Annotated in this window: 15 protein-coding genes and 1 pseudogene; 5 read left to right on the top strand and 11 right to left on the bottom strand. The window is 71.1% G+C overall.

Going from position 1 to position 16947, the window contains the following annotated elements:
- Positions 1-70: 70 nt before the first annotated feature.
- Positions 71-1174 carry a glycoside hydrolase family 172 protein gene (locus OG746_RS42335; RefSeq protein WP_266724474.1) on the bottom strand — a complete coding sequence of 368 codons (1104 nt, stop codon included), beginning with the start codon at positions 1172-1174 and terminating at the stop codon, positions 71-73.
- 273 nt (positions 1175-1447) lie between these two features.
- Here OG746_RS42335 and OG746_RS42330 point away from each other — a divergent pair, with 273 nt between their 5' ends.
- The 3 genes from OG746_RS42330 to OG746_RS42320 are packed head-to-tail and all read left to right on the top strand — an operon-like array spanning position 1448 to position 4058.
- A complete protein-coding gene (locus OG746_RS42330; RefSeq protein WP_323179745.1) occupies positions 1448-2467 on the top strand; it encodes a LacI family DNA-binding transcriptional regulator in 1020 nt (339 codons plus the stop codon).
- A 54-nt stretch (positions 2468-2521) separates the two neighbouring features.
- The gene (locus OG746_RS42325; protein WP_266724473.1) at positions 2522-3466 is read left to right on the top strand and encodes a fumarylacetoacetate hydrolase family protein; all 945 of its coding nucleotides are present in this window, start codon (positions 2522-2524) and stop codon (positions 3464-3466) included.
- A 1-nt stretch (position 3467) separates the two neighbouring features.
- Positions 3468-4058, top strand: coding sequence for a GrpB family protein (locus OG746_RS42320; protein WP_266724472.1), 591 nt, complete (start codon positions 3468-3470; stop codon positions 4056-4058).
- A gap of 20 nt (positions 4059-4078) precedes the next feature.
- Here OG746_RS42320 and OG746_RS45730 read toward each other — a convergent pair whose 3' ends face one another.
- The 4 genes and pseudogenes from OG746_RS45730 to OG746_RS42305 form a co-directional block, all read right to left on the bottom strand.
- Positions 4079-4420, bottom strand: a complete 342-nt coding sequence (locus OG746_RS45730; RefSeq protein ID WP_524540555.1) for an aromatic-ring hydroxylase C-terminal domain-containing protein — start codon at positions 4418-4420, stop codon at positions 4079-4081.
- A gap of 84 nt (positions 4421-4504) precedes the next feature.
- Positions 4505-5557: pseudogene (locus tag OG746_RS42315) on the bottom strand (FAD-dependent oxidoreductase); the annotation flags it as partial.
- A 49-nt stretch (positions 5558-5606) separates the two neighbouring features.
- Positions 5607-6218 (bottom strand): acyl-CoA-like ligand-binding transcription factor, encoded by a 612-nt coding sequence (locus OG746_RS42310; protein ID WP_266724469.1) that lies wholly within the window; start codon positions 6216-6218, stop codon positions 5607-5609.
- A 78-nt stretch (positions 6219-6296) separates the two neighbouring features.
- On the bottom strand, positions 6297-6659 hold the full coding sequence (locus OG746_RS42305) for a DoxX family protein (RefSeq protein WP_266725745.1): 363 nt from the start codon (positions 6657-6659) through the stop codon (positions 6297-6299).
- 92 nt (positions 6660-6751) lie between these two features.
- Between OG746_RS42305 and OG746_RS42300 the strand changes: the two genes are divergently transcribed.
- Positions 6752-7621: a LysR family transcriptional regulator gene (locus OG746_RS42300; RefSeq protein ID WP_266724467.1), complete on the top strand. Its 870-nt coding sequence runs from the start codon at positions 6752-6754 to the stop codon at positions 7619-7621.
- Here OG746_RS42300 and OG746_RS42295 read toward each other — a convergent pair.
- From OG746_RS42295 to OG746_RS42275, 5 genes are all read right to left on the bottom strand, one after another.
- Positions 7618-8517, bottom strand: coding sequence for an LLM class F420-dependent oxidoreductase (locus OG746_RS42295; RefSeq protein WP_266724465.1), 900 nt, complete (start codon positions 8515-8517; stop codon positions 7618-7620). The genes OG746_RS42300 and OG746_RS42295 overlap by 4 nt on opposite strands.
- Before the next feature lie 25 nt (positions 8518-8542).
- Positions 8543-10276, bottom strand: coding sequence for an IlvD/Edd family dehydratase (locus tag OG746_RS42290; RefSeq protein WP_266724463.1), 1734 nt, complete (start codon positions 10274-10276; stop codon positions 8543-8545).
- Positions 10277-10307: 31 nt separating this feature from the next.
- Complete coding sequence (locus OG746_RS42285; protein WP_266724461.1) at positions 10308-11753, bottom strand: Nramp family divalent metal transporter; 1446 nt, start codon at positions 11751-11753, stop codon at positions 10308-10310.
- A gap of 148 nt (positions 11754-11901) precedes the next feature.
- The gene (locus OG746_RS42280; RefSeq protein WP_266724459.1) at positions 11902-13275 is read right to left on the bottom strand and encodes a sodium/glutamate symporter; all 1374 of its coding nucleotides are present in this window, start codon (positions 13273-13275) and stop codon (positions 11902-11904) included.
- A gap of 128 nt (positions 13276-13403) precedes the next feature.
- Positions 13404-14492 carry an alcohol dehydrogenase catalytic domain-containing protein gene (locus OG746_RS42275; RefSeq protein ID WP_266724458.1) on the bottom strand — a complete coding sequence of 363 codons (1089 nt, stop codon included), beginning with the start codon at positions 14490-14492 and terminating at the stop codon, positions 13404-13406.
- A gap of 155 nt (positions 14493-14647) precedes the next feature.
- On the opposite strand from OG746_RS42275, the gene OG746_RS42270 reads away from it, so the two are divergent.
- Positions 14648-15538 carry a LysR family transcriptional regulator gene (locus tag OG746_RS42270; protein WP_266724457.1) on the top strand — a complete coding sequence of 297 codons (891 nt, stop codon included), beginning with the start codon at positions 14648-14650 and terminating at the stop codon, positions 15536-15538.
- Positions 15539-15588: 50 nt separating this feature from the next.
- Here the strand turns inward: OG746_RS42270 and OG746_RS42265 are convergent, their stop codons facing one another.
- A complete protein-coding gene (locus tag OG746_RS42265) occupies positions 15589-16911 on the bottom strand; it encodes a gluconate:H+ symporter (RefSeq protein ID WP_266724456.1) in 1323 nt (440 codons plus the stop codon).
- Positions 16912-16947: the final 36 nt, after the last annotated feature.

The raw sequence follows: 16947 nt of genomic DNA, 5'->3' as shown, positions 1-16947 counted from the left end.
TCTCTCTGTGGGTGTGGGTACGTGCCTGCCTACGTAGGGGTGGTGCGGGGTGACGGACGAACCGGACCGGCTACATGTGCGTGTCGACCTCGAGGTCGAGCAGGTCCGGAGTGGGCGGCAGGCCAGAGCCTGCGGGGCGGTCCAGGTAGAAGAGGGACGTCGACGCGATGTCGTCGTGGTTGGCGCGGTAGCGGTGCCGGAGTCCGTTGCCCTGGCCGCGGCCGATACCGAGGCACTGCACCGTGACGCGCAGGTCGTCCTGGAAGCGGATCGGGTCGAGGACGTGCCAGCGGTACATCCCGAACCGCTGCTGGCTGTCGTAGAGTCCGTCCGGCTTCAGGATCTGGTTGAGTCCGAGGTACGGGGTGGTGAACGCGGTGTAGCCCTGGCCGGGGACGTCGAAGTTCCAGGCGCCGCCGAAGTAGTCCTCGGTGCCGGTGCCGCAGATGGTCGGCCACTCGTCGTCGCCGTCCAGGAAGAACTTCAGCTCGCCCTCGCCCCACCAGCCGGGGCTGTTGACCGCCCAGGCGAGGTACGTGCCGACGTACTGGCCCTTGCCCTCGACGCCTTCGAGGAGCGTGTGGTCGGTGCCCGCCGTGACCGGGTTGCTGCGCCGCCACTGGGCGTGGAAGTAGGCGGCGTCGTCGGCGACTTCGCCCAGTTCGTAGTCGACCTGGTAGTAGAGCGTGAGCTGTTCGGGGGCCAGGTTCTCCAGCGTGATGCGGGCCGCCCGGCGAAACGGCATCGGCCAGTATGCGTTGAGCCCGCCGTTCGGGTTCGCCGCCACCGGGATGGAGCTGACCTGGCTGAAGACGTTCCAGCCGTTGCAGAAGAAGTCGCCGAGCGGGACCTCGACGGCCGGGGTGTCCTCGCCCTCCCAGTAGAAGCGCAGCAACGTCTGGCGCCAGGCCGCGTGCGGGGCCGTGGTGCACCAGATGTGGGTGATCGTGCCGGGGCCCTCGATGTCGGCGAGGACGACGGTCTCGCCGGCCGCGATGTCGATGCTCGGCGAGATCTTCCAGCCGCGGCCGAGCCTGCTCGCGGCCCGCGCGCCGGTGCCCTCGGTCGCCATGCCGCCTGCGCCCTTGGCGCCCGTGAAGTTCTCCGCGCTGATCGAGCGGGTGACCGCGCTCGTGGTGCGGGCGAGGCCGGTCAGTCCGGGGGCGATGCTCATCGAAGCTCCGTCGTTTGAAATCGATTTCGCATGACATCGCGGAGGTTCTCTCCGTCAATGTCTGGAATGCCGAGCTGAGAAATCCGCACCCTTTGCGGCCGCGGCCGAACGTCTTGAAATCCGTTTCACGGGAACGTAGGTTTCCCGCCAGACGCTGTCAAGACTTCGCGTGGGAAGGGGAGTTGCTCAGGCGGACAATGGCGGCACCACCGGGCACAGCACGGATCGCGGGGCCGTCTGCCCCGCCTGGACGAGGGGCTGCGTGAGAGGTCTGTGGCGACGATCTACGACGTGGCACGCGAGGCCGGGGTCTCCCCCGCCACCGTGTCGCGGGTCTTCAACGGCGGCCGGGTCACCGCGGAGCGCGCCGCGACCGTGCGCGCCGCCGCGGCCCTGCTCGGCTTCGCGCCCAACCGGGTCGCCCGCTCGCTTCGGATGCAGCGCGCCTCCGTGATCGGACTGATCATCCCGGACATCGGCAACCCGTTCTTCACCGCGCTCGCCCGCGGCGTCGAGGACGCGGCGCAGGAGACCAACCTGTCGGTGGTGCTGTGCAACACGGACGAGGACGTCGACAAGGAGCACCGTTATCTGGAGGTGGCCGCGGCCGAGCAGATGGCCGGGGTGATAGTCGCCGCCGCCTCCCGGCACCGCACCGACCTGTCCGCGCTCGTCGACCGGGGCACCCCGGTGGTCGCGGTCGACCGGCGCCCGCGCGGCGCATCCGTCGATGCCGTGATGATGGACAACCGGCACGGCGGCGAGGAGGCCACCGAGCATCTGCTGGCCCGCGGGTACCGGCGTATCGCCTGTATCGCGGGCCCCGACGGCGCCTCCACGTCCGACGAACGCCTCGCCGGGTACCGGGCGGTGCTGCGCGACCACCTGGGCGACACCGGGCAGCCGGCCGACCCGCCCCCCGAGTACGTCGTGCACGGGGACTTCCGGGTAGACGGCGGGCGCGCCGCGATGGAGCGGTTGCTCGCCCTGCCCGAGCCGCCGGACGCCGTGTTCGTGGCCAACAACCTCATGACGGTGGGTGCGCTCGCGGCGCTGCGCGAGGCCGGGCTCGAACCGCCGGGCACCGGGCTGCTCTCGTTCGGCGACGTGCCCTGGCCCGAGCTGGTCACACCGTCCCTCAGCTCGGTCCAACTCCCTTCGTACGAGCTGGGGTTCGCGGCCGCGCAGCTGTTGCAGGAGCGCATCGCGGGGACCGCGAAGCCGCTGCAGACGGTGGTGCTGCGCACCTCGCTCCAGGTCCGGGAGTCGACGAGCGGCCCGGCGACCCACTGACCGCACACGCACGGAAGTACACAGACCGGAAAGCCCGAGGGAAAGGACCCCCGCATGACGCGCATCGTCCGCTTCGCCGACGACACCGGAACCGTAAGGACAGGGATCGCCGACGCATCCGGCGCGATCCGCAGTTTCGACGGGGCGCCCCGCGTCGCCGACCTGCTGCGGCTGCCGGTCGACGGACTGCGGGAGCTGGTCGAGACGACCGCCGCGCGGCAACAGCCCGACGTCGACGAGGCCGACGTGCTCCTGCTGCCGCCGATGGACGGTTTGATGGAGCTGTGGGCGGCCGGCGTGACGTACGAGCGCTCGCGCGAGGCCCGCGTCGAGGAGAGCACCGAGCAGTCGGTGTACGAGCGGGTCTATGACGCCGAACGGCCCGAGCTGTTCCTGAAGGCGCTGCCGTGGCGCCTGGTCACCGACGACGAACCGATCGCGGTCCGGGACGACTCCGAGCTGAACGTGCCGGAGCCGGAGCTCGGCGTGGTCCTCAACCAGGCGGCGCAGACGGTCGGTTACGTGATCGTGGACGACGTCAGCTCGCGCTCCATCGAGGGCGAGAACCCGCTCTATCTCCCCCAGGCGAAGATCTACGCCGGGAGCGCGGCGGTGTCCTCGGGCATCGTCCCGGTGTGGGAGATCGACGCCCCGCAGGCGCTGAAGATCTCGCTGACCGTGTGGCGGGACGGGTCCGCCGCGTTCCGGGGAGCGATCTCCACGGCCGCGTTCCACCGCTCGCCCGAGGAGTTGGCGGAGTACCTGTGGCGGTGCCAGCCGTTCCCCGACGGGGCCGTGCTGTCCACGGGGACCGGCATCGTGCCGGAGATCGACTTCACGCTGCAGGCGGGTGACCTGGTCGAGACGGCGATCGACGGGGTGGGCGTGCTGACCAACCATGTGCGCGTCGGGCGGGCCGAACTCGACTGGCTGGTCGAGGCGGTGGACCGCCCGCTGATCCGCCGCGACGTCCGCCGATCCGCTTCGGGGAGCGCCTGACGTGCCGTTCCCCGATGAGTCCGGTCCGCTGGCGGTTCTGGACCATCGGCCGGAGTGGGCCGCGGAGTTCGAGCGGCTGGCGGGCGTGCTGGGGCCCGCGCTCGGCACGCAGGCTCTCTCGATCGACCATGTCGGCTCCACGTCGGTGCCGGGTCTGGCCGCGAAGGACTGTGTGGACATCCAGGTCCGGGTCGCGGCGCTCGACGAGGACGTGCACACCGCCCTGCTCGCGGCGATCGGTTTCCGCCGCCGTCCCGAGCCCTGGAACCGCGTCGAGGTCTCGGGCGGCGAGGAGTGCCGCAAGCTGGTGTTCGCGCCGCCGGTCGGTGCGCGTCGCTGCAATGTGCACGTGCGCGAGGAGGGACGCCCCAACTCCCGCTTCGCGCTGCTGTTCCGGGACTACCTGCGCGCGGAGGAGGATGCCCGCCGGGCGTGGGGAGCGTTCAAGCAGCGCCTGGCCCGCAGCGTCCCCGATCTGTCCGACTACGGGCAGATCAAGGCGCCGGCCACCGAGGTACTGATGGAGGCGGCGGAGGCCTGGGCAGCCCGGACCGGCTGGCACCCCGCCCCCGCCCCGGCACGGCGCAGGTGACACCCACCTGCGCCCCATCTCTACGGTGTGCCGAACCAGCGGTGCAGTGCCGCCTCCAGTCCGCCCACGTCGTCCGGGCCGTGGCCGGTCCAGGCGAGATGGGTGTCGGGACGCAGCAGCATGCCCGTCGCGTCGGTGCCGTCGGCCGTGCCGGTGATCACGTCGACGCGGTCGTGCCAGGGCTTCGCCACGTCGGCGGATCCTCCGCCCAGGTCGAGGAGCAACGGACGTCCGGTGACGGTCAGTTCGGCCAGCCGGTGCATTCCCGTGGCGGTGTGCACGACGAGGTCGGGTGCGAAGCCCTCGGTGGTGCCGGCGACGAGGTGGGCGACGCGTTCCGTGCCCGCGGTCGTGGCCAGCATCTCGCCGAAGACGGTCCGCAGAGCGGTGACCTCCGGGCCGGGGCGCAGCAGCGCCGACTGGGCGAGGGTCGAGTACACGACGCGTTCGGCGACGGGGCGGCGCTCCTCGTCATAGGTGTCGAGGAGTTCTGCGGGCGCCCACCCGCGCACCGTTGCGGCCAGTTTCCAGCCGAGGTTGACGGCGTCCTGGAGACCCAGGTTGAGGCCGGGGCCGCCGACCGCGGAGTGCACGTGGGCCGCGTCCCCGAGCAGCAGGATCCGCCCTTCCCGGTAGCGGTCCGCGAGCCGGGTGTTGCCTCCGACGAGGCGGCGCAGCAGGTGCGGCCCTTCACCCTCGGGCGGGAGTACCGGCAGGGGTGCGCCCAGGACGCGTTCGGCGCTGTCGAGCAGTTCCTGGAAGGTCATCGGCGCGGACCGGTCCTCGTCCGGTGACTCGACCTCCGTGGTGTGGACGCTCGCGGGGCGGCCGGGCAGCCGGGCCCAGACGATGGTCCCGCGCTCGGTGCGTACGTACATGGTGGGCGGCAGCGTCCCGTAGCCGGGGACGATCAACTCGCCTTGCGGGCCTACGTGTTCATCGCGCGCGGAGACGTTCGCGGAGCGTGACACGAAGTCGTCGTTGGTGACTCCGGGAAAGCCGATGCCGGCCAGGCGGCGCACGGTGCTGCGGCCTCCGTCGGCGGCCACCAGGTAACGGGTCGTGAGGTGTTCCCCGCTCGCCAGGGTCACCCGGACCGAGTCGGCGTCCTGGTGGACATCGGTGACCTCCTGCCCCATGCGCAGGTCGACGCCGAGTTCGGCGGCCCGTTCGGCGAGGACCGCCTCGATCCGGGCCTGGGGTGCGGGGAGAATGCCGACCGGGTTGTGCTCGAGCCGGTGGAGTTCCAGGGGGAACGCGCCGAACATGTAGCGGGGCGCGGGCCGTACGGGTTCGTCGGAACCGCTGATCCGGGCGTAAAGGCCGCGCCGGTCCAGCATCCGCACCACCTGGCCCACCAGGCCGTTCGCCCGGGGTTCCGTCTTCGGTCCGGTGAGCCGCTCGATGACGACCGGGCGCACCCCGGACAGCGCCAGTTCGCAGGCCAGCATCAGCCCGTTGGGGCCGCCGCCCGCGATGATCACGTCGTACATGACATGCCTCCTTGAGGACTGAGAGGACTTGAAGGGCTTAGAGGACTGAGAGGGTTTAAGGGGTCGGCAGCCCTGCGGCGAGCATCGTGAGGGCCGACCGCAGCAGAGCCTCCATCGACTCCTCCGCACCGCCCTGCAGAAACAGGTCGATCGCGGCGCTGTTGGCGGCGGTCACGGTCGCGGCCACCAGGCGGGGGTAGAGGTCGACGTCGACGGACGTGTCCGTGCGGTCGGCGATCGCCGCGGCGAGTTCGCTCTCCGCGACCTTGCCCGCCCGCAGCATCTCGGCCTGCAACGCAGGCTCGGCCACCATCACCCGGAGCCCCGCCGCCCAGTTGGCCGGCTCCTGCGGCGGCATCTCCCGCACCTCGGGCCCAGGCTCCAACTGCCGTAGCACCGCTTGGGAGATGACCTCCCACAACGGCTCGCCCTCCGGCGCGGACCGCACCTCCGCGGCCACCCGCAGGGAGCGCTGGAGGTGACGGAAGGCGATCGCCTCCGCCTTGCTGGAGAAGTAGTTGTTGAAGGTGCGCGGCGAGACGCCGACCGCCTCGGCAATGTCCTCGACCCGGACGTTGTCGAGCCCGCGTTCCACGGTGAGCCTGATCGCGGCCCAGCTCAGCGCCACGCGTGTGGCTTCCTTCTTGCGCTCCCTCAGTCCGCTCATGGCACCACCGTAGCAAAACTTGCGTACTACGCAATAATGCGTGACACGCAAATATGTCTCGCCGCTACGGCCTCCAGCTCACAGCCAGGTTGTCGCGAGCGCCACCACCACGGCGCTTACGCCGAGCAGCACACCGTTGAGCGCGACCTGGCGCTCGCCCCGGCGCAGGTGGAGCCGGGTCGCGCCGATCTGCAAGGCCACGAATCCGATGGCCGCGACCAGCGCCAGCCAAGGCGCGATACCGGTCAGCGGAGGCAGCACGAGGCCGAGCGCGCCGAGCACTTCCAGCGCCCCGATCGCCCTGACGGCCCGCATCGGCGTGCTGTCCACCCAGGCCATCATCGGCCGCAGCTGCTCGCGGCTGCGGACCATCTTGAGCCCGCCCGAGTAGACGTAGAACAGGGCCAGCAGCCCCGCGACGATCCAATAGGCGAGCTTCAGTTCCTCGGTCATGCCCCGATTCCACCGCCGGGGCAGGCGTTCCGTCCAAGACCCGTTTCGCGAGGCCGATACCGTACGGGTATCGTCCCCGCATGGAGCTACGCACGCTGCGCTACTTCGTGGCGGTCGCCGAGGAACTCCACTTCGGCCGGGCCGCCACCCGGCTGCACATGAGTCAGCCACCGCTGAGTCGGGCGATCAAGCAGCTGGAGACCGAGGTCGGGGCCGCGCTGTTCGACCGCTCCCCCGCCGGTGTCACGCCGACCGCGGTGGGGCTGGTACTGCTCGACGAGGCGCGCGCCCTGCTGGAGCGGGCCGACCTGGTACGTGACCGGGTGGCAGTGGCGGCGGGATCCGCCGCTCTTACCGTGGGTGTCCTGGGCGACAGCAGCGATCCGGGAGTGACCCGGCTTGCCGCCGCCCACAGCCGTACGCACCCGCGCGTCGAGGTGCGCATCCGCGAGACCGACCTGACCGATCCCACCTGCGGGCTGCACGCCGGCCTCGTCGACATCGCCCTGACCCGTGGCCCGTTCGACGAAACCGGCCTGGCCGTACGCGAGTTGGGCGCCGACCCGGTGGGCGCCCTGCTGCGCGACGACGATCCGCTGGCCCGCCGCGACAGCCTGGCCCTGGCGGACCTGGCCGACCGCCGCTGGTTCGTGTTCCCGCCGGGCACCGACCCCGACTGGCAGACGTACTGGAGCGGCGGGCGGCCCCGCGAGGGCCCGGTGGTCCGCACGGTCCAGGAGTGCCGGCAGGCCGTGCTCTGGAACGGCACGGTCGGCATGACACTCCTGGGTCACCCACCTGGGCAGGGACTCACCGTGGTGCCGCTGACCGACATGCCACCGAGCCGCGTGGTCGCGGCGTGGAGCGACGGCGACACCAACCCGCTGATCCGCTCGTTCGTCCAGCTCGCGACCACGACGTACCGCGACCGATCGGCCGCCTCCTCTTAAGCGGTGCCGAGGCCGAGGGCCGGGGCGAGTTCGCGCAGCGCCGGCAGCGGGTCGGCGGAGGGGTCGTCTCCGAGGACCTGCACGACCACCTGGTCGGCGCCCGCGTCCAGCTGCGCCCGCACGCGCGCGGCGACCGTCTCCGCGTCGCCGATGGCGACCATGGCCTCGGCCAGCTTGTCCGAACCGCCGATGACCACGTCGGACTCGTCGAATCCCTGACGCAGCCAGGAATTACGGTAGTTGGGCAGCTGCGAGTACATGTGCAGGTGCTGGTGCGCACGCCGCAGACCGGTCTCCCGGTCCGTGGTGAGCGCGACGCCCTGCTCACTGACCACCCACTTGTCGGGCCCCAGCTGCTCGCGAGTGGACGCGGTCTGCTCCGGGGTCACCAGGTACGGGTGCGCCCCGTCGGCCGCCTTGCCGGACAGCTCGATCATCTTCGGGCCCAGGGCGGCGAGGAGTCGGGCCGGGCGCTGCCCGTCCGGCTCCACCTCGGCCGGCACCGCGTCCATGGTCCGCAGGTACTCCCGCATGGTGGCCAGCGGCTTGCTGTAGGAACCGGCGTAGCTGTGCTCCACCAGTGGGGCGTGGCTGACGCCGAGGCCGAGCACGAAGCGGCCCGGGTGCAGCGCGCCGAGCGTACGGGCGCCCGCTTCGCTCGCGGGGGCGCTGCGGGCGTGGATGTTGGCGATGCCGGTGCCGACCACCAGTCGTTCGGTGCCGCCCAGTAGGGCGGCGGCCTGCGTGAAGGTCTCCTTGCCTCCGGCCTCGCCGTAGAACAGCGAGGCGTAGCCGAGGTTCTCGATCTCACGGGCTCGGGCGACGACGTCGTTGATCGGCCACCGGTCACTGGTCCACCAGACGCCGACACGAGAACTGAAATTGATGTTGGCCATGCCCCCGAGGCTACCCACACCCGCCTCAGTGCGAGTCGCGCGGCACGGCGCTCCCGCGGCATCCGCGCAGGAAGTCGAAGTCCGCGCCGCGATCGGCGCCCTCGACGTGTTGCGTGTACAGCCACGCGTAGCCGCTCGTGTGTCGCGGCGCCGGCGGCTGCCACGCGGCGCGCCGCCTCGCCAACTCTGCTTCGTCCACCTCCAGTTGCAGTGACCTCTTCGGTACGTCCAGGGTGATGGTGTCCCCGTCGCGTACGAGGGCCAGGGGGCCGCCGACCGCCGCTTCCGGTGCCACGTGGAGGACGACCGTGCCGTACCCCGTGCCGCTCATCCGGCCGTCGCAGACGCGCACCATGTCGGTGACGCCGGCCTTCAGCAGCTTGGTGGGCAGGGGCACGTTCGAGACCTCGGGCATGCCGGGGTAGCCCTTCGGTCCCGCGCCGCGGATGACGAGCACGGTGTTCTCGTCGACGTCCAGGTCCGGGTCGTCGCACACCGCGTGATAGGCCTCCGGGGAGTCGAAGACGCGGGCGACGCCGGTGTGGGTGAGCAGGTGGGGCGAGGCCGCGGACTGCTTGATGACAGCGCCGTCGGGACAGAGGTTGCCGCGCAGGACGGCCGTCCCCGTGCCCGCCGGCTGGAACGGGGCGACCACTGGCGTGATCACCTCGTCGCCGATGCGCTCCGCGTCCGCCACGTTCTCGGCGATGCTGCGCCCGGTGACGGTGAGTTCTTCGCCGTGCAGCAGCCCGGCCCGTACCAGCTCGTGGTGGACGGCGGGCAGGCCGCCCGCGTAGCAGAAGTCCTCCATGAGGTAGGTGCCGGACGGCATCAGGTTGAGCAAGGTCGGTATGTCGCGGGCGAGTTGGTCGAAGTCCTCGGTGTCGAGGTCCACGCCGACCCGGCCGGCGAGCGCCGTCAGGTGGATGATGGCGTTGGTGGAGCCGCCGATCGCCGCGTTCGTACGGATCGCGTTCTCGAAGGCCTCGCGGGTGAGGATGCGGGAGGGGCGCAGGTCCTCGTCCACCATGTCCACGATGCGGCGGCCTGCCGCCTGCCCGGTCTCGTAGCGGCGCATGTCGACCGCGGGCCAGGTCGCGGAGCCCGGGAGTTGCATGCCGAGCGTCTCCGCCATGCACGCCATGGTGGAGGCCGTGCCCATCGTCATGCAGTGGCCGTTGGAGCGGGCCATGCAGCCCTCGGCGAAGAAGCACTCCTCCTCGGTCATCCGCCCGGCCTTGACCTCGGCCTCCATCTGCCACACCGCCGTGCCCGAACCGACGTCGCGGCCCTGGAACTTGCCGTTGAGCATCGGCCCGCCGGTGACCATCACGGCGGGCAGGTCGACGCTCGCGGCACCCATGAGCATGGCCGGGGTCGTCTTGTCGCAGCCCGACAGCAGCACCACACCGTCCAGCGGGTTGGCGCGGATCAGCTCCTCGACCTCCATGGCCATGAGGTTGCGGTACAGCATGGCCGTGGGCCGCATCAGTGTCTCGCCGGTGGCCATGGTGGGGAATTCGAGCGGGAAGCCCCCGGCCTGCCACACCCCACGCTTCACGGCCTCGGCGACCCGGGGCAAGTGGGCGTTGCAGGGCGCGAGTTCGGACGCGGACACGGCGATCCCGATCACCGGCCGCCCGTCGAACACCTCAGGCCCGAAGCCCTGGTTGCGCATCCAGGACCGGTACACCATGCCGCCTCGTCCGGCGGCACCGAACCAGGCCTGGCTGCGTCGGGCCGCGTGACCATGTGCCATGAATGTCTCTCCTCTACGTAGCCGGGGTCGTTCAGCCGAACAGGTCGGCGAGCTGCTGCCGCGCCGTGAGCACGGACAGCACACCGAAGAGCACCACCGCCCACACCAGCGCGGCCACGCGAAGGCCGCGCACCTTCAGGGCGTTGGGCAGCGCGGTGCGGTTCATGACGAGGAGCAGGATCGAGTACACGAACATCATCAGTCCGGACACGCAGGCCGAGATGACGAGCAGGACGAGCGGCTGGTCGAGCCCGGAGAGCAGCACGATCGCGCCGACGGCGACGACCGCCCACACCAGGCGCGCGTACATCCGCGACTCGCTCGTCCGACTCCCGCGCAGATACGTCGACTTGAGGACGTCGGCCGCCATTCTGCTTGTGTAGTCGATGATGCCGGTGGCCGCGCTGAACAGCGAGAACGCGCCGACCAGCCAGAAGAAGACACCGAACCAGTCCCCGACGCGCTGCTGGAGGACCTGGCCCTCCTTCTCGATGAAGCCGACGTTGTTCTCGAGCCCGCCGGTCCCGAACAGCGTCGAGTGCGCCAGCATCGACGACAGGACGATCGTCACGATGGTGACGAGGACGAAGGTGACGGCCTGCTCGATGTTGGCGAAGCGCCACCAGCGGCGCCAGCGGGACATGTTGGTTTCGTTGAGCTCGAAGACGTAGCCGACGACGGGGCCCGCGGCCTCCTCCTGACCGGTGACCGGGCTGACGAGCCGGGGCACGTAGTGGCCCATGCCGAAGCCCTTGTCGCGGATCCAGTTGCTCTGCACGAGGTTCTGCCCGCCGCCCGCGCCCGCGTAGGCGAGGGCGCCCATGAGGACGGCCACGCCGAGTTCGGAGGGGAACGTCGCGTCGGTGACGGCCTTCGGCAGATCACCCACCGTGGTGGCGGTGACGGCGAGGATCAGGGCGAGGACGAAGAAGCCGCCGATGACGAGGATCTTGACGCCGAGCAGCTTCTCCAGCGCGTTGTAGACGACGGGCGCGAGGGTGAGGATCAGCCCGATGAGGACCAGGAGGCCGATGCCGATGTAGGCGGGTGTGCCTCCGAACACGTAACTGAGCATCGTCGCCGAGCTGGTGGCCCAGCCGGGCCAGAGGTTGGCCGCGTAGGTGAACACCACCATGACCAGGCCCCAGTGCCGCCAGTAGCGGTTGAACCCGGTCACCGCGGTCTCGCCGGTGGCGAGGGTGTAGCGCTCGATCTCCATGTTGAGGAACCACTGGGTGACGACACCCACCACGGCGCCCCAGAGGAAGACGAGGCCCACCTGCGTGGCGATGTACGGCCACAGGATGAACTCGCCCGAGGACAGTCCGACTCCGGCGGCCACGACGCCGGGGCCGATGATCCGCCAGGTCTTCGCGGGCGGTGCGGGCAGCTCCCGTACAGCGGGGGGCGGGAGGAGCTTGGTGCGCAGGGGGAACGGGGCGGGTGATGGGGCGGGGGAGCTTCCGGTCTCGGTCATCTGGGGCGTCTCCGGGGGCCGTTGGGGCGGAAGTGGAGCGCTTGGCGATGCCCCGCAATCATCGGATGATTCGGGGAGCCCATGCAATGGGTGTGCACGAAGAACGCCCCGGGCCTGTCGGCCCGGGGCGTTGTCGATGCGTGGTGTCTCAGACTCCGGCGCTCTCCTTGACCGGCGACGCATCCGCCTTCGCCTTGCCGCGCGGTGCCCAGCCGGCCAGCCACGGCAGGACGAGCGCGAGCACGCCGACCGCGGCCCACGCGCCGCCGACGGCCCAGGCGGCACCGGCCGACAGCAGGACGGGCACGAAGGTGACGGTGGCCGTCTCGACGGGCGCGACGGGGATGTACGCGACGCCGAACTCCTCCAGCGTGCCGCTCTTCAGCTTCGGGTCGACCATGCGCAGCAGGGCAATCGCGGTCGCGGCGGCGCCGGTCGTCCAGCCCCACGTCACGAGCCCCTTCTCGAACCAGTTCCCCTCGAAGAGGCGCGGCGCGACGACCAGGAACAGGAAGAGCACCAGGGCGAGGCCGACCGCGAACATCAGCGCCAGCGGCAGCCAGAAGTCGGCGACGAAGCTGGGCACGATGGAGGCGATGCCGCAGGTGATCAGGACGTCGGTGGCGGTGCCCGAGAGCGACTTGAGCGAGTCCCCGTCGACGTAGTTCCAGGCCTTGGTGCGGGCCACGACGGCGCGCAGGAGCAGGCCGAGGATGAAGGCCAGCGCGAAGACCGGGAGCATCAGCGAGGGGAACATCCCGGTGATCCACTCGGAGACGCCGTACGCGGCCGCGGAGAGCGCGGCGATGACCGCGATCTGGAAGCCGAGCGGCTCGATCGAGGCGGGCGAGGTGGTCGCCCTGCCGGTGGGGTGGCGCTCCTTCTCGTCGCGCACGAGGCCGGTGCGCAGTTCCTCGGGGAGCGTCTCGAAGCGGCCGACGCTGCTGGTGTGGCCGCGCCGCGCGCCCCAGTTGCACAGGATGATGCCGCCGACGACTCCGACGAGCATGCCCACGGTGGCCGAGGTGAAGCCGAGCGAGCTGGCCCCCTCCCAGCCGTTCGCCTCGAAGGCGGTGCCGAGCGCGGCCGCCGTGCCGAAGCCGCCGGCCCAGCCCGCGAAGAGCAGCGCGCCGAAGGCGTCGGGCACGTCCCACACAGGCTGCAGCAGCACCAGGCCGAGGACGACGCCGATGCCCACCTGGAGGGCGTAGGCGGCGACACCGTACGAGCCGAAGGAGCCGGCCGCCTTGCCGAAGCCCTTGAGGCCGAGGCCGTCGGTGAGGGCGAGGCAGGCGAACACGACGACGATCAGGACGGACGCGTAGGTGCCGAGCTGATCGGAGAAGGGCAGCAGCCCCGCCCCCTCGGGGCCGAGCGCGAGGCCGAGGAAGCCCGCCATGACGCTGGAGGGCAGCATCAGCCGCTGGAACAGCCGGACATGGGCCCGCAGCAGCGTGCCGACGAGCAGCAGCGCGGCGATGAGACCGGCGTCGCTGAGCAGCGACCACGGTGTGTAGGACACGGGGACTCCGGGGTGGGGCAGGCACCTCAGTCAGTGCGGGACGTGCGGGGTGAACCGGAGTTTTCTATCAGCAAAGAAACGGTAAAGGGAAACCCGGCTTCCGCTTTGCCGGGTTCCGCTTCGCCGGGTCAGCCGCTCGTGGGCACCAGAACGGTACGGTCGAACGGGCCGCCGTGGGCGGCCGCGTACGCGACGGCCTCGTTGACCTCGTCGAGCGGCAAGGTCCGGACGCGTTCGGCGGCGAGGTCCGGCGCGCCTGCGGCGAGCAGCCGGATGATGCCGGTGTTCGCCTCGCGCGGGTACATCCACTGCCCGCGCACCGTGATCGAATTGCGCATCAGCCACGGGTAGGGGAACGCGAGGTCGTCGCCGCCGAGCATGCCGACGCCGCCCATGAGGACGACGCGGCCGTACTCGCGCACGGTCATCGCCGCAGCGCGCGTCACGGAGCCGGGCGCGCTCGGCGGGAGCAGGTCGAGCATCATGTCGACCGGCCCCTCGGCCGCGGCGGTCGTCGCGGCGCTGTCGGCGGCCTCGTCACCGGTCAGCCGGACGGTGCGCACCCGCGGGCCGAACCGGTCGGCGAGGAGATCGAGAGCGGCCCGGTTCCGGCCGGGCGCGACCACCCGCCCCGCCCCCATCGCGAGGGCGATCGCGACCGCGCAGCTGCCCAGGTTCCCGGTGGCTCCGCTGACCAGCAGCGTCTCCCCCGCCGCGAGCCCGCCGGCCAGCAGCCCTCCGTACGGGATGATGTGCGCGCCGATCGCCGCCCACCGGGCCGGGTCGTCCGCCGCCTGCGCGGGCAGCGGGAAGACGTTCTCCGTGGGGACACGCATCAGCTCGGCGAACGCCCCGTCGTGCAGGTGCCGGGCGAGCGCGGCGCCGCCCTCGCCGCGCGAACTCCAGCCCTGGAGCGCGATGTCGGGGGTCAGCGCGTCGTCGCGCGAGCGCACGGTCATGTCGCACCACACGAGGTCGCCCACGCGCAGCCGGGTGGCGTCCGGGCCGATGTGCACGATCCGGCCCACGCCGCCGATGCCGGGCACGACGGGCGGGACGAGCGGGTAGTTCCGTACGCCGCCGAAGACCTCGTCCGCGTACGGGGCCACGGAGGCGGCCAGCACTTCGACCAACACCTCACCGGCGTGGGGCTTCGGGTCGGGCAGCTCCCGCACCGTGAGCGGGGCGCCGAACTCGGTCAGGACCGCTGCGCGCATGGGTGGACCTCCGGGTGTGAGGGAACGGTTTCCGGGATCGACGTTAGGAGCGCGCCGGGCATGCGGGAAGCGACGATCCGGCATCCCTGCCATGCGGAGTCCGCATGGCGTGCCGCTGGTGTCCGTGCGGAGCGGCCCTGGTATTCGTAGGACCCATGGACATCTCCAGTGCGGGCCTGCGGGTCCTGCGGCAGATCGCGGAGTCCGGCAGTTTCACGGCGGCGGCCGCCCGGCTCGGCTACACGCAGTCGGCCGTCTCCCGCCAGGCCGCCGCCCTCGAACAGGCCGCGGGCGCCGCCCTGTTCGAGCGCCGCAGGAACGGGGTGCGGCTCACACCGGCGGGCCTGACCCTGCTGCGGCACGGCCGGACCGTCCTCGACGCCGTCGCGGCGGCGGAGCGTGAACTCGCCGGGGCCGCGGCGCGGACGGAAGTGGTGCGTCTGGGCGCCGTCCTGAGCGCGGGCGCGGCGTTTCTGCCCGCCGCGCTGCGGCGCCTCGCGCAGGCCGATCCGCAGATCACGGTCACCACGCGCGAGGGCACCACGCCCGGCCTGACGCGGGCGCTGCGCGCCGGCTCGATCGACCTGGCGCTGCTCACCTCCCGCCCGCCGCACCGGCCGTCGGACGGCGAGTCACCGCGCCTGCGGTTCGAGACCGTCGAGGACACCGACCTGGTGGTGGCGGCCCCGGCGACCGGGGAGTTCGCGGGCCGCGCCGGCGTGCACATCGACGAGTTGGTCGACGCGGCATGGATCGCCACCCCGTCGTCCCGTTCCGAGCCCCTGCTGGGCGTCTGGCCGGGTCTGCCCGGACGGCCGCGCGTGGTCCACTCGGCGCGCGACTGGCTGACGAAGACGCAGCTGGTCGCCGCCGGTTTCGGAGTGACCACGGTGCCGCGCCGACTCGCTCCGGTGCTGCCGCCGGGGGTGACGCTGCTGAGCGTCGAGGGGGCACCGCCCGAGATCCGCCGGGTGCACCTGGCCCGCCTCCCTGGCACCCCGACCCCGGCGATCACGGCGGTGACCCGGGCCCTCATGTCGGCGTGACACCGGGCCGCTCCTCGCGCGACCCGGTGTCACTGCTTGCCGGAAGACCCTCACATCACGGCATTGAGCGCCAACACCCCACCGAGGCCCAGCAACGCCAGGACCGTCGTATACGTGGTCCGTGCCTTGATCGCGTCGAGGACCGAGAGGTTGAAGTATTCCTTGAACATCCAGAAGCCCGGGTCGTTGACGTGGGAGAAGGCGATCGAGCCGCAGGTGACGGCGAGCACCATCAGCTCCGGGGAGGCGCCGCTGCTCGCCACCAGGGGTGCCACGATGCCGGCGGCGGTGGACACCGCGACCGTGGCCGAGCCGAGGGCGATGCGCAGGATCGCGGCGATCAGCCAGGCGAGCAGCAGCGGCGAGATCGACCAGTGCTCGGTGGTGTTCTTGATGTAGTCCGCGATGCCGCCCTCGACGAGGACGTTCTTGTACGCGCCGCCCGCCGCGATCACCAGCATGATCATGGCCATGGACTTGGCGGCGTCGCCGCAGGAGGTGGCGATCTCCTTGAACGAGCGGCCGACGCGCGGGCCGAAGACGTACATGGCCAGAAGCAGGGTCAGCAGCAGCGCGAACTCGGGGGAACCGATGAACTTGATGACACCCATGCCGGGGGCGTGGTCGTCGAGGGTCATCTCGGCGATGGCCGCGCCGGCGATGAGGACCACCGGGAGCAGGGCGACCGCGAGCGACCAGCCGAGGGCCGGCATCTCGTCCTCGTCGAAGACGTGCTCGGTGACGAGGCCTTCGGGTATCGACGGGTTCATCCGGCGGATGAACGGCAGCCGGGGCCAGACCAGGGCGATCAGGGCGCCGGCCGGGACGGCGATGAACAGGCCGACGAAGAGCGTCTTGCCGATGGAGGCGTCGAACGTCTCGGCGACGGCGACCGGGCCCGGGTGCGGCGGCAGGAAGCTGTGCATCGTGGAGAGCGCGATGGACATCGGCAGGCCGATCCACAGCAGGTTCTGCCGGGTGACGCGGACCAGGGTGAACGCCACCGGGACGATGATGACGAAGGCGACCTCGTAGAACATCGTGACGCCGATGAGCATCGCGGTGACGACCATCGCCACCTGCACCCATCGGTCGCCGAACGCCTTGGTCAGCTTGGTGGCGATGCGCTGGGCCGCTCCCGCGTCACCCATCACGCGGCCGACCATGGCCCCCAGGCCGATCACCGGCAGGGTGCCGGAGAGTTGATCACCGATACCGGTCTCCAGTACATCGGAGATCTCCGGCAGGCTGATGCCCTGGACCATCGCGACGACCACCGCGACGAGAAGCAGGGAAACGAAGCCGTTGAGCTTCATCTTGGTCATCAAAAACAGCAGCGCCACAACACTGAGCGCAACGACGAGCATGGGCATGATCACTTCTCCTTCGAAGTGACGGAGGTGCACGTT

The sequence above is a fragment of the Streptomyces sp. NBC_01016 genome (assembly GCF_026341035.1).
Taxonomy (GTDB): domain Bacteria; phylum Actinomycetota; class Actinomycetes; order Streptomycetales; family Streptomycetaceae; genus Streptomyces.
This window is presented reverse-complemented; position numbering and strand designations above follow the sequence as displayed.

Coding starts and splice junctions, on each gene's coding strand:
- OG746_RS42290 (WP_266724463.1), bottom strand. CDS start 10,276: ATGGCACATGGTCACGCGGCCCGACGCAGCCAGGCCTGGTTCGGTGCC.
- OG746_RS42295 (WP_266724465.1), bottom strand. CDS start 8,517: ATGGCCAACATCAATTTCAGTTCTCGTGTCGGCGTCTGGTGGACCAGT.
- OG746_RS42265 (WP_266724456.1), bottom strand. CDS start 16,911: ATGCCCATGCTCGTCGTTGCGCTCAGTGTTGTGGCGCTGCTGTTTTTG.
- OG746_RS42335 (WP_266724474.1), bottom strand. CDS start 1,174: ATGAGCATCGCCCCCGGACTGACCGGCCTCGCCCGCACCACGAGCGCG.
- OG746_RS42275 (WP_266724458.1), bottom strand. CDS start 14,492: ATGCGCGCAGCGGTCCTGACCGAGTTCGGCGCCCCGCTCACGGTGCGG.
- OG746_RS42325 (WP_266724473.1), top strand. CDS start 2,522: ATGACGCGCATCGTCCGCTTCGCCGACGACACCGGAACCGTAAGGACA.
- OG746_RS42300 (WP_266724467.1), top strand. CDS start 6,752: ATGGAGCTACGCACGCTGCGCTACTTCGTGGCGGTCGCCGAGGAACTC.
- OG746_RS42310 (WP_266724469.1), bottom strand. CDS start 6,218: ATGAGCGGACTGAGGGAGCGCAAGAAGGAAGCCACACGCGTGGCGCTG.
- OG746_RS42285 (WP_266724461.1), bottom strand. CDS start 11,753: ATGACCGAGACCGGAAGCTCCCCCGCCCCATCACCCGCCCCGTTCCCC.
- OG746_RS42270 (WP_266724457.1), top strand. CDS start 14,648: ATGGACATCTCCAGTGCGGGCCTGCGGGTCCTGCGGCAGATCGCGGAG.
- OG746_RS45730 (WP_524540555.1), bottom strand. CDS start 4,420: ATGCTGGCCACGACCGCGGGCACGGAACGCGTCGCCCACCTCGTCGCC.